Origin of the sequence: Pseudoalteromonas sp. KS88, from assembly GCF_004766475.1 — a bacterium.
In the GTDB taxonomy this organism is placed as follows: domain Bacteria; phylum Pseudomonadota; class Gammaproteobacteria; order Enterobacterales; family Alteromonadaceae; genus Pseudoalteromonas.
On sequence record NZ_PYHV01000007.1, the window covers coordinates 437,745 to 450,375 of the forward strand.

Below are 12,631 nucleotides of genomic sequence, written 5' to 3' on the forward strand. Positions count from 1 at the left end.
TAAAGGGGGTTTACAGCTTTCTATCGCAGCAATACACTTCATCAAATATTAAACAATAATTTAGCCAAATAATCATTTCAAAGTAACCCCTTGATATTGAGCACCTGTAAAACGCTGAATTCTGCAGCTTGAGGTGGCTTAGGCATATAACTATTGCCTATTAGATAACCACAGTGCTTGATACGGTTTAAGCTCAATGCTTTGTTGCTCATTACATACAGGCTCACCAGTTATTAACTCAAACCATTGCTCAGTGTCTATTAAGTTTAAATCAGCAAGTAGCAACGTCTGTGAGTCATCACTAATATTATAAACACAAAATACACTTTGGCGACGATCGATACTTTGTCGCCAAAAACCAAATAAAGCACCACTTAAGTGCAAAGTGAACTGCGTGGCATTGGGGTGGAACGCATCCTGCTGCTTGCGGATAGCCAGCAACCTATTAATGCTATTAAACACATGATAATGATGGCTTGACTCATCGGATAACATTTCAAGCAAAGCTGATTCTTGCCAACGATGACGATTAATACAACGGTTATGCTGACTATTCTCAAAACGTGCGTAATCATTTGTTGTGCCTAAAAGGCTATGAATATAAAGCCCAGGAATGCCTTCAAGCGCAAACATAATGGCATGTGCGCAGATAAACCGCTTCATTCCCCATTTGTCGGCCCCTTTATGAGTGCCTTGTAGTGCATCAAAAAGCGCAATGTTAAGTTCATACGGTGAACTTGTGCCGTTATTGGCTGTTCGCATTGAAACTTTGGCACCAAAGTGACTAACCGTATTAACCATACGACCGATTTCATCTTCACTTAGCAAACCTTCAACTGGTCGTAAACCGATACCATCATGAGAAGCAATAAAGTTAAAATAGGCTGTACCGTTTTGAGCCGGCGGCATACTCATCATCCAATGCTTTAATGCCTTACTATCGCCACTTAACAATGTATGAAGTAACAAAGGAGGTAACGAAAAATTATAAATACAGTGCGCTTCGTTAGCATTACCAAAGTAAGATAAGTTTTCACGATTTGGAATATTGGTTTCAGTGATAATGATAGCGCTCGGCTCGACATGCTCGATTAGCGTGCGCAGAAGGCGGATCACCTCATGAGTTTGCGGCAAATTAATGCAAGAAGTATTTAATTCTTTCCATAAAAATGCGACCGCATCGAGACGAAAAATTTTTATCCCGTTATCTAAATAATGACGAATAATACCCACAAATTCATTTAATACTAATGGGTTAGCAAAGTCTAAATCCACTTGATCTGGACTGAAAGTGCACCACACATGGCGCTCACCAAGTGCGGTTTGAACACGACTTAATAATGGTGATGTTCGAGGGCGTACCACATTTGACAGATCATCTTCTAAACTAGCCGTCTTAAAGTAACTGACACCAGGCTCTTTACCCTGTAAGAAGTTTTCAAACCAGCGGCTTCGACTAGAGCAGTGGTTAATAACAAGATCAGCCATTAACTTTACATCTTGGGCAATTCCTTGAATATCATCCCAGCTCCCTAAAGCATCATTTACCTGAACGTAATTCATCACCGCAAAGCCTTCATCTGAACTAAAAGGATAAAAAGGCAGTATATGTAAAGCATTAATAGTGCCTGCACACTGGTTTTTTATAAAGCGATGTAAAGTATGCAAGGGTGGTTCACTAGGAACTGGCACAGCTTGCTCTTCGTTTTGATAACGCATAATAGAATCACCATATGCAATTAAAATTACGTCTTGCTGATCCCAGCGGTTTTTATGGGGTGTAGGGTCACGAACCGGATCTTCTTTTAACATGGTAGTGATCAACATACTTGCTAAAGCATCAATACTCATGCATAAATCAACACCTTCATAAATGCTGGCTAAGTGTTGCTCAACCCGTTGTTCAAATAACGCTTTACTCATATCCCTACCCCATTCTTTTATGAAAACTCTTTGTTATCAAGCTCAACAGCTTCTTCTAATCGTGAAAACACATCTGGCATGGCTGATGCCACACGGTTCCAACTTGGCACAAATGGCGCTTCCATTGGGTGTTGTAAAAAGTGTTGCCCAGCATTCATTATATTTTGTGCAAACATTTCGACTGCTTTTTCTTCTTGGTGAATATCAAGGGTCAAACCATTCATCATAGCGTCGTTGTGATATGTCTCAATAAAGTCCAATGCGATACGATAATAGGTTGCCTTTAGTGAACGTATGGTTTCAGTGGTAAATGTAACCCCTTGGGTTGCAAGTTTACGAAACAATGCCTTTGTTATATCTATCGACATTTTTGATAAACCCGCAGCTTGGTTATCAAGCGACAAATCTTGATGCTTGTGATCATAATTATCAGCTATATCAACTTGGCATAATCGATTGTGCGAATAATTGCGGTACATTTCAGACAGAACTCCAATTTCTAAACCCCAATCACTGGGAATTCGAATATCATTTAGCACATCACGGCGAAACGAAAACTCACCGGCTAATGGGTATCTAAACGAGTCCATATACTCCAAATAATCTGTACTTCCTAAAATTGTTTTAAATGAGCGCAATAGTGGCGTTACAAGTAAACGCGAAACACGACCATTGATCTTTCCATCGGCCGTACGAGGATAAAAGCCTTTACAGAACTCATAATTAAATCGAGGGTGTGCAACCGGGTAAATCAGACGAGCAAGTAAACCTCGGTCATAAGTTAAAATGTCACAGTCATGTAATGCAATCGACTCTACTTTGGCAGTTGCCAGCTTGTATCCCATGCAATACCACACATTACGACCTTTCCCTAGTTCGCGTGGAGCAACACCAAGCTGCTGTAGCTCTTTATCTAAGGCTTGAAGTCTTGGCCCTTCATTCCATAAAACTTTATGTGGCTGGTCAAGCTCTGCAAAAAATTGCAATGCGCGACGATACTGGGATTCATCAGCTCTATCTAAACCTATTGTTATTTGCGATAAGTACGGCACATGTTTCAGTTCTCTAACAATATTTTGCAGCGCAGGTCCCTCAAGTTCACTATAAAGTGAGGGTAAAATTAGCCCCATTGGACGATGTTTAGAAAACCCCACCAGCTCAGCCTCTAGCTCTTCAACGGGACGATCAGCAATATTATGTAACGTCGTTATAATGCCATTTTGATAAAAATCAGCCATGTGATTGCTCCTGTTTAGGTGCCATATGCGCCTTAATAATGTTGATGTCAGTGACTTCGTCAATCCAGCCTTGTGGTGCTGGTTTATCGCTAATACGCCATGGTTTAGTTGATAATTTAGCCTTAGCTTTACTTTGTGGATTAGTGATCAGAACTGCAATATCTGCTTCATCGAGCATAGCCATATCATTTTGACTATCCCCTAGTGCAATCGTGGTAAATGGATGTCGGTAGTGATTTTTAAATTGATTTAATAGCCAGTTTTGCGCTTTGCCTTTATTTGTTTGTTTATTGACATGAATAAAACGTCCACCTACTAACACTTCATACCCAAGTGTTTCCATTCGAGCTAAAAAGACTTGCAACTGCTGATCAGTACCTTGCCAGTAAATGGGATCAGAGTATTCACGTGCTAGGGCAAGTTTGCTTTGCTCGATACCTAACCCCGTAAGAGATGCAACCTTTGACGGGGTTAACTCACTAAACAACTGATAACAGTGAGCTAAGTCGCTTGCATGTTGTTTCAAATCAGCATGCAAAATTTTGCAGCTTGGAGCCAATGGGTAACGCCAATACCCATCAATCTCCTCACAACCTATTGGCTTTATAGCAAAATAATTTTTTGGTATATAAACCGCTGAGCCATTTTCTGTAATGAATGGTTGATGGTGATTGAGTGAGGATTGTAAATCTGTTACTTCAGCAAATGTTTTACTCGTATTAAAAACAACACTAATGCCAACAGCCGTCAATTTTGCTAAAAAAGGCTGAATCATCGCACAATCATAATCATCATGATTAAGTAAAGTTCCGTCTAAATCGGTAAAAATTAGTGGCGCGGGAATAGTATCGGCCTTTAAAACCATAGACGTTATATCACGCGCTTTGTCTAGAGTGAGCAACGCATCCACATGTTCAGGCATGACTTTCAAGTTTTCTCGGGTGATTCGCTCAAAGTGTGAAATGAATCTGACAAGGCTGGATTCATCAAACGTACCATGCCCAACGCCTCTATCTGCTAGCAGTTTTTGTTCTTGCTCAAGCCGCCAGCCATAAACATCTTTAAACGAAGGGGCTTTGAGCATAATTTGGTAATCTATTAAATTAAATACGTTTTTATATTCATTAGCTAAACAACTATTAATACATCTGCGCCAAACTCCATCCTTATCCTCATTGTCTTCAAGCTGATTAATCGGTGACTCAAGTTGATACGGTTGTTGTGCAGTACTTGCTACACACCACCCTTCAAATATAACTATATCAACCGCGGTGTTATTTTTTTTCCACTTATCTTCTGCAACAGGTTCGTCTGATTGTTTGTCGAATTCTGGTAAAGCGATATTAGTTTTACCTGCAAGCAAATTCACAATAGTATCGCTCATAAGTGCTACGTTATGGGTTCCTGGCACTCCCCGAGTGGCAAATAATGGATGCACACCTTTTGCAAGCTGGGCTCTATGTGAACGGCTATAATAAAAGTCATCAATCGAGATACTAATACTATTAAAGTCAGTGTTACTGTTGATCCAAGTAACTAAAAAATCGGCCAAAGTCGTTTTTCCTGAGCCCTGGCAACCATTAATGCCAACCAACATAGCCTGACTTGTGGGTTTAGCACTAATTATGTCTTCAGCTAAAGGAATAAAATATTGCTCACTTAAATATTGGTATTTAAGAGGTAACTGATGTTTTGCTAAAAACGGAGTAATATCCACTATATTCGCCTCTTGCATAGATTCTCCAAAAAGTATGGCATGCGATTGAATAAGGTAAATGCAGTTACTAGACCAATTTTAGTTTTCTTTATTTTTTATGAAGTTAAAAAAATAGCGCATATAAAATGCGCTATTTTGGTGCAATAAATTAACATTTTGTTCAAAACTACGCGGGGTTTTCAGCCTTAGGTAACACAAGATTAAGCACAATACCCAAAATAGCGCATAGACTTACGCCTTGCAGACTAAACTCGCTGCCGCCAATATGCATTCCACCAATCCCACATACTAAAATTAATGCAACAATCGATAGGTTACGTGGCGCAGTGAGGTCTTCACCAGACTTTACTAACGAGTTAAGCCCAACAACCGCTATGGAGCCAAATAGTAAAATCATAATGCCGCCCATCACAGGCACCGGGATAGTCTGCAAACTCGCCCCCATCTTAGCAACAAACGCCAAAAAAATTGCAATTATGGCCGTCCATATCATCACTTTAGGGTTAAAGTTACGTGTTAGCATCACAGCCCCCGTTACCTCTGAATACGTTGTATTCGGTGGTCCACCAAAGATCGATGCCGCAGTTGTTGCCAAGCCATCACCAAATAAGGTGCGATGCAAACCTGGTTTTTTTAGGTAGTCTTTATTTGTAACCTGACTGATAGCCATCATATCGCCGATATGCTCTATGGCAGGGGCAATAGCAACAGGGACCATGAAGAGTATCGCTTGCCACTTAAATTCAGGCCAAGTGAATGAGGGAATTGCAAACCATTGCGCGTTATTAACTGCATCAAACTGCACTATTCCCATCACAAGCGAGGCACTGTAACCTGCTATTACACCCGCTAAAATAGGGATCAGCTTAAACACGCCTTTTCCCCATACAGCAAATATCAATGTCACTAACAGCGAAAATGCGGCGATCCAAATAGCCTTGTCATAAGCAATGAGCTGTAACGAGCCATCACCGCTTTTACCCATCGCCATATTCACAGCAACGGGGGCCAACGCTAAACCAATCACCATGATGACCGGCCCTACAACCACCGGAGGTAATATTTTATGCAATGTTGCCACGCCTTTAAGTTTAACCAAAAGGCTTAACATCATATAGGCAGCTCCAGCAGCCATTAAACCACCCATAGTCGCCGGCACGCCCCACATTTGAACACACGCAATTATTGGTGCGATAAAAGCAAATGAAGACGCTAGAAAAATTGGCACCTGCCCTTTAGTCACAACATGGAATAACAGGGTGCCAATACCAGCAGTAAACAATGCAACGTTCGGATCAAGACCTGTTAAAAGAGGAACTAATACCAGTGCTCCAAAGGCGACAAATAACATTTGCGCCCCAGTTAAGATTGTTTTTATAGAAAATGCAGATTCGTGTTTCACACTATATTTAGTCACAATGTTAGCCTAAACCGTGCCAAATATTTTATCACCCGCATCACCTAAACCAGGGATGATGTATCCTTTTTCGTTCAAGTGAGAGTCAAGAGAGGCTGTAAAAATTTCAACATCAGGGTGTGCTGCTAAGGTTTTTTCTACACCTTCAGGCGCAGCTACCAGTACAATCACTTTAATCTCTTTACAGCCTGCTTTTTTTAGCATATCAATAGTAGCGATCATTGACCCACCAGTTGCAAGCATAGGATCAATAACAAGGCTTAAACGTTCATCAATTTTACCCACTAGCTTTTCAAAATAAGGAATTGGCTCTAGTGTTTCCTCATTACGCTGTAGTCCAACTACACTGACTTTAGCCGCAGGCAGTAATTGCATAACGCCATCCATCATACCGAGACCAGCTCGTAAAATGGGCACCACAGTAATTTTTTTACCTTTGATATGTTCTACATCCAAATTATTACCATCCCAACCTTGAATTTCGACATTTTCAAGTGGCAAGTTCTTAGTCGCTTCATACGTTAGTAGCGTACCAACTTCAGATGAAAGCTCACGAAAGCTTTTAGTACTGATGCCGTATTCACGCATTAAACCAAGTTTATGTTGAACAAGAGGATGTTTGATTACATGGATTGTCATTTTGTTGCCCGATAGAAAGATAAACTTAGTTTATTTTAACGTAAAATTTCCAACGAGACTTTTAAAAATTCAGCTAACGCCTAAAAAGTGTGTATTTTTTACTTGGCTACCCTTAATTTCACTGTTTTATACTCATAAACACAATAATAGAATAAACTTTGACTGAAACAATCTATAATTGGAGTAAGAACAAAGAAGCGACTCACATATGAATAGACACCTGCGTTATTTTTATATTTTTTTTATCTTAACTTCCTGGCAGTTAATAGCCGAACCTAAACCCTATACTGTTCAATTAATGACTGATTTTGCACCACAGTTAGACGATGACTCTAAAAATATCGCAACTGTTCACATGCTGGCTTTAGAAAAGGCATTAAAAGGAAAAATAAAACTTCAGTTTGCGCCTGCAAGCCGTATGCGAGAATGGCAACAGCTGCATGCGTTTGAGGATGTATGCTTATACAATAAAGTTAAAAATCCAGAGCGCATGCAAAATGCTATTTTTACCCGCTACCCAATAATGGCGTTTCCTGCAAACCGCTTAATTGTTCTAAATAACCCCGAGTTACCAAAAAACCTGAGCTTATTCGACGCTGTGAATAAATATCATTTAACCATAGGGATCACCAGTGGCCGTTCATATGGCCACGTTATTGATACATATATTGACGAACACCCAGAGTCATTTTTATCATTGCCAGGAACCACCAGTGCAGCTCGTTTAAGTAAAATGTTGTTTGAAAAAAAAGTCGATGCAATTATTGAATACAGTGCTGTTTTTATCTCAAGACATGGCAAAGATACGCGCATAAAAAGCGCATCATACCTTGCAATTGAAAACGCTAACAACGCTATTTTTGGTTACATTGCCTGCTCTAAATCAGAGCAAGGGCAAAAAGTGACTGAGCTATTTGATAGCGCTTTACAAACAAAACAAATTCAACAGCAGATAATTAACGCACATGCTGAAGTAATTCCTGAGCCTGAAAAGGAACTCATACTTCAGGCGTTAATAACACAATTTAAACACTAATAAGTCATGGCTTAAGAATTTGCTGCATCACCCAGCTTGTGTGCGTTGCACTTTGAGCTGTAGAGGGGTGAGAGTGATTATTGCATAGTGACTCAGCCATGTTTTGCACATGAAATAATTGTATGTTCTCTGGGTTTGCAATTGTAAAACGCTCAGTGCCATGTTCAGTGATAACACTTATATCACGCTCATCAAATACACTGAAACGTATTTCCCCTTTTGAACCGTAAATTACCACCTCATCAAAACGTGAGAAGCCACCAAAATTCCAACTACCGGAGCCAGTTATGCCAGCTCTGTGCTGCCAACAAGCTGAAACGGCATCATAGGCGCCATATAATTGTTGTTGATTGGTTGCAACTCCTGATACCGTCTTGTATTCACCTAATAGGTAGGCAAATAAATCTAGGCCATGGCTAGCCAAATCATCAAAATAGCCTCCAGGTGCAATCTTTTTATCTGTGCGCCAATTATATGTGCCTGATAAATCAAGTGGGTTTGCAGGTTTATTAAGATGCCAACTAATATGCCGCACACTTCCAATTGCAGCATCATCAATCAGTGCCTTCATTTTATTAAATCGTGGCAATGAACGCCTGTAGTAAGCTACAAATACAGCAATATTTTTAGCTGCAAATGTATCCATAATTTGTTTGCTTTGCTGATATGTCGGCGCTAATGGTTTTTCAATACAACACGGTTTACCCGCCTCTGCTACTTTTAAAGCCAATGCTAAATGGCTATCAGGTGGCGTAGCAATATAAACTGCATCTATGTCAGGGCAATTGATCAACTCATCTGCATTGGCGAACACGCAGGGAATTTTGTGGCGCAACGCATAATCTTTGGCGAGTGCTTGGTTACGCCGTGTTACACCGTATAACTCAAATGCAGGTGTTTTATGATATGCCGGACCACTTTTGACTTCAGTCACCGCACCACACCCTATCATCCCCCAACGTATCTGCTTTTGCATTAAACTACTTCCTATTTATTTTTTGAGTAACTGCTTGATATTGGTTTAGCATGTAGCTATTTATTTTCCAATGTGACGGGCTCCAGCCCATTAAAAACCGATAAAAGTCAGCCCATGCATAAGGCCAAAGTGATTGCCATTGCTCAATGACTGACTGTGCATCACACGGCTTATCAAAGTATTTAATCGCTTCACCTAAGTGTTCATAATAAAGTGCTTTATATTTATGCGCATCAGCTATTAATGTGTTCTCATCAAGACAACTGCCCAAAAAATACATTAAATCCACTGTGCCAATACCTTTACCAACATACTGAAAATCATAACCCAGTACGTCTAATGTTTGATGGTTAACTGCAAAGTTAGCAAGCTTTGCATCGCCATGAATTAAAGTTTGGAATGCACACGCTTGAATCTTACTTGCAATGATAGGTGCCTCCTTTTTTAACTCATTATCAGTTATTTTTTCAAATTCATCCGGTCGTGTATCCAAATGCCAGTAATTGCCTTGTTGCCACAAACCATCCGCCTGTGAGCCTAAATTAAATGCATGAAAATAAGCCAACCATTTTATAATTGCCAAAATATGCTCTGGGCAACAAGTTGCTTCATCATATCCATGCTCCTTAAAATCAGCAAAAACAAGAGCAAATAACTGTTTATAGTTAATGGTATTAAAACACTCCAACGCACGTGATTGCACTGGAAGCAAACTGCTATAATCGCGATACCATTTAAACTCAACCTCATAAGACTGTTGTTTACGGTTTATTGCAAACTGACTTTGTTTTATACGTGGATGCTCAATGTGTTTAGGCACATTTATTGATTTCACAACACAGGGGGTTTTATCTAGTTTATAGCGAGCTATCTCTCCACAGCCACTCCACAAAGATGTAATGACCTCTTGCAATATGACACTATCGTACTGACGATTTAATAACTCATTGTGCATTAACCAAAGCTCTGTCATTTAAACAAAAGTAAAGTATGACATTTAAAACTCTATGAATAAATATTTTCACTATGTAATGAAGCCGTATTAGGCTCTTAGAACCTAAGTAAAATTTGGGGTTAAGTTGACAGTGTGATATTTGATTTTAAGACAGTAAAAAGCATAAGTAGCACCATAAATAATTTATAAGGTTAGATAGCGTTTACGATTAGTTACATACATTGTTGACTAAAACACCTAATATAGGTAATTTTGAAAAAAATAATAAAATAACAACATTAAAAGGACATAAATGAATAAGTTAATTGCTGTGCCTCTTCTTGCTTTAGTTTTAACAGCCTGTGAAGATACATCAGAGGACACAGACCCTATTGAAATAAATACGCCCCCTACACTCTCTGGAACACTATCAATTAACAGTAAAGCTCTTGAAACGGCTAGCCTGATTGTTGACCTTTATGACCAGCAAGGCGATGAAATTAGTGCAACCATTATTAATCAACCACAATGGATAACGGTAAGCACTGAAAATAACCAAGCAACATTTAATGTTAACCCCAGCCTTTTTGAGGTTAATAACCATACGTTTACTGTAGAAATATCTGACGGGCAAGCAAGTAATCAGTATCAGTTGTTTGTTAATGTTGCAGAAAATCGTGAAGCATGGCAACCCATTGAGCTGACCAACAGTGAAATCATGGGTAGTTGGCATACAGATAATCAAGATATACTGATTTCGTTTGCAAACGAAGAAAGAGGCGTACTATTTAATGACAATATTTTAAGTAGCTTTTACTGGAGCAATCCTGACGTAATAACGTTAAGCACGCAGTTTGTCCCAACGTGTGTTGGAGGCGGATGCGCGCAAAGAGAGCTTATAGAAATTGATGTGCTTGCAAAGCGTGATGACGCTATACGTGTTGAATTTTTTAATGTGAATGAAGATAGAGGTGAAGTAGTTACACTATATAAAAATACTAATTCGGATATTTCCTCAGGCTATTACACTAACCACTCAATTTCATCATATAAAATTGTGAGTCACTTGAACGCACAAAATGAAGACAGCTTTTTCGAAACGCAAATTTCAGTTTCGTTGCCCATGTTCGATAGCCCGGGCTCGACAACAACTAGAACTGAATACGCTGATTTTTCTGCTATATTAGATGGCACTAGGCTAAATATAAACTCAACCAAAACAATTGCAACAATTGACCAAAGACAACAAAACAAAGATCAAGGTTCATTTAACGCACAATTCGATGTAAATTTGGAACACGCAGACGTTGTTACTCAATTTAATGAATTTCTCGTTATCAAACTATCGCATTCATTGAGTTACCATAATGACTTTACAGCAGAAAATATTCTTGAAACGCCTGAGTTACTTGCCGCAATGCAAACCCAAGAAAGCGTGTTCGCTGTTAGAAAAATAACACCCATTGCGGTTCCAGAGCTTGATACAGGAGTTCACTACACAGGGCGGCTTATCTTAGGTAGTGTAGATACAGAAGAAGGGCTTACAATACGATCTGCACCGACTAGTTTTAAAATTACAGCAGCTGACAGCGCAACTGTTACCTTTCAAAACCCAACTAATGAAGAGTTGCTTCGTATGTCCTTTAACCTCGATAACAATGGAGAGACAGTTAAAGTGACAGGAGGTGGCCACGAATCCACGCTACAATTCTTTGAGCTATTTGACGGACAAACCATTTTTGCACATGGCCGTGACAAAGAGCAAAGACAAATAATGCTGGGTTATACACTTGTTAAGGTGCTTGATGAAGAAGAGGTAACACTCGCAGACTACAAACATTTCTCTAATTACCTGCGTGATGACTATAACTCTGGCTATAGTACAGCTTACTGGTATTTAAATGATGACAATACTGGCTCTTTCTTTAGCTATGCACAAAATGGGCTTACAAATTCTTCTGGCTTAGAACCAAACACGTACTGGCAATTTGAAGAAGATAACAGCATTACATTTGCTTTGATGTCAAACTGCCCAGAAGCGACTGATTTTACAACTTGTAAAACAAGCACTTTATCAAATGAAACAGGCACATACCTTTCTCTGATAAACTTTAAATTGCTTCATAAAGATGGCAATAACTACTTATTAGACCGTCTATTTTGGCAACGAGTGTACGATTATAGCGATTCAACATACAAGGAAAATATCTACCAAAATAGCTATTGGCTAGGCAAGCTTTAAGCTGACCAACACGTGCAACTTTTATAGCACAAAAGTTGCACGTTAATTACCTCAAGCATTCCCCATAAGGTAATCATAAAGCAGGTAAAAGTAAAAAAGTACATGCATATATTTTGCCAGGAAATTTGCACCTCTACCGTCGTGGGTAACCACATCATTTTTTTCGCACTGTTAGTGTTAGTTAATTAAATAAACTAGACAGCCACTTTAATTGAGCAAATATAACAGTGCTATTAAGTTTACCATTTTGGGCTAAAACTTATCTCTTTTTCTATTATCACTCGCTCATCGTTCATTAAGTGAGCGGTTATCACTGTTAAACCTAAATTACACGCATAATTAAATAAACTAGACTAAATAAACTAGACAGCCACTTTAATTGAGCAAATATAACAGTGCTATTAAGTTTACCATTTTGGGCTAAAACTTATCTCTTTTTCTATTATCACTCGCTCATCGTTCATTAAGTGAGCGGTTATCACTGTTATACCTAAATTACACGCATGAAA

Annotated in this window: 9 protein-coding genes; 2 read left to right on the forward strand and 7 right to left on the reverse strand. The window is 39.2% G+C overall.

Annotated elements, in window-relative coordinates:
* Positions 1-150: 150 nt before the first annotated feature.
* From C7Y70_RS05385 to upp, 5 genes are all read right to left on the reverse strand, one after another.
* Complete coding sequence (locus C7Y70_RS05385) at positions 151-1,923, reverse strand: sugar phosphorylase (protein ID WP_135473653.1); 1,773 nt, start codon at positions 1,921-1,923, stop codon at positions 151-153.
* A gap of 17 nt (positions 1,924-1,940) precedes the next feature.
* Positions 1,941-3,161 carry a glycosyl transferase gene (locus C7Y70_RS05390; RefSeq protein ID WP_099297703.1) on the reverse strand — a complete coding sequence of 407 codons (1,221 nt, stop codon included), beginning with the start codon at positions 3,159-3,161 and terminating at the stop codon, positions 1,941-1,943.
* A complete protein-coding gene (locus C7Y70_RS05395) occupies positions 3,154-4,896 on the reverse strand; it encodes an HAD-IIB family hydrolase (protein WP_135473654.1) in 1,743 nt (580 codons plus the stop codon). Before C7Y70_RS05395 ends, C7Y70_RS05390 begins: the two co-directional genes overlap by 8 nt.
* A 148-nt stretch (positions 4,897-5,044) precedes the next feature.
* Positions 5,045-6,280 (reverse strand): uracil-xanthine permease family protein, encoded by a 1,236-nt coding sequence (locus C7Y70_RS05400; RefSeq protein ID WP_135473675.1) that lies wholly within the window; start codon positions 6,278-6,280, stop codon positions 5,045-5,047.
* Between the two features lie 24 nt (positions 6,281-6,304).
* Complete coding sequence (gene upp, locus C7Y70_RS05405; RefSeq protein ID WP_099297707.1) at positions 6,305-6,934, reverse strand: uracil phosphoribosyltransferase; 630 nt, start codon at positions 6,932-6,934, stop codon at positions 6,305-6,307.
* 208 nt (positions 6,935-7,142) lie between these two features.
* Between upp and C7Y70_RS05410 the strand changes: the two genes are divergently transcribed.
* Positions 7,143-7,970 carry an ABC transporter substrate-binding protein gene (locus C7Y70_RS05410; RefSeq protein ID WP_135473655.1) on the forward strand — a complete coding sequence of 276 codons (828 nt, stop codon included), beginning with the start codon at positions 7,143-7,145 and terminating at the stop codon, positions 7,968-7,970.
* A 4-nt stretch (positions 7,971-7,974) separates the two neighbouring features.
* Here C7Y70_RS05410 and C7Y70_RS05415 read toward each other — a convergent pair whose 3' ends face one another.
* Together C7Y70_RS05415 and C7Y70_RS05420 are read right to left on the reverse strand one after the other, a co-directional pair.
* Positions 7,975-8,946, reverse strand: coding sequence for a Gfo/Idh/MocA family oxidoreductase (locus C7Y70_RS05415; protein ID WP_135473656.1), 972 nt, complete (start codon positions 8,944-8,946; stop codon positions 7,975-7,977).
* Positions 8,947-8,950: 4 nt separating this feature from the next.
* Positions 8,951-9,901, reverse strand: a complete 951-nt coding sequence (locus C7Y70_RS05420; protein ID WP_135473657.1) for a kinase — start codon at positions 9,899-9,901, stop codon at positions 8,951-8,953.
* Between the two features lie 292 nt (positions 9,902-10,193).
* Here C7Y70_RS05420 and C7Y70_RS05425 point away from each other — a divergent pair, with 292 nt between their 5' ends.
* Entirely contained in the window at positions 10,194-12,122 is a 1,929-nt protein-coding gene (locus tag C7Y70_RS05425) for a hypothetical protein (RefSeq protein WP_135473658.1), read from the forward strand.
* Positions 12,123-12,631 lie beyond the last annotated feature (509 nt).

Bases quoted from the DNA above. Each gene is read 5' to 3' on its own strand.
- C7Y70_RS05385 (WP_135473653.1), bottom strand. From the start codon at position 1,923: ATGAGTAAAGCGTTATTTGAACAACGGGTTGAGCAACACTTAGCCAGC.
- C7Y70_RS05390 (WP_099297703.1), bottom strand. From the start codon at position 3,161: ATGGCTGATTTTTATCAAAATGGCATTATAACGACGTTACATAATATT.
- C7Y70_RS05395 (WP_135473654.1), bottom strand. From the start codon at position 4,896: ATGCAAGAGGCGAATATAGTGGATATTACTCCGTTTTTAGCAAAACAT.
- upp (WP_099297707.1), bottom strand. From the start codon at position 6,934: ATGACAATCCATGTAATCAAACATCCTCTTGTTCAACATAAACTTGGT.
- C7Y70_RS05410 (WP_135473655.1), top strand. From the start codon at position 7,143: ATGAATAGACACCTGCGTTATTTTTATATTTTTTTTATCTTAACTTCC.
- C7Y70_RS05415 (WP_135473656.1), bottom strand. From the start codon at position 8,946: ATGCAAAAGCAGATACGTTGGGGGATGATAGGGTGTGGTGCGGTGACT.
- C7Y70_RS05420 (WP_135473657.1), bottom strand. From the start codon at position 9,901: ATGCACAATGAGTTATTAAATCGTCAGTACGATAGTGTCATATTGCAA.
- C7Y70_RS05425 (WP_135473658.1), top strand. From the start codon at position 10,194: ATGAATAAGTTAATTGCTGTGCCTCTTCTTGCTTTAGTTTTAACAGCC.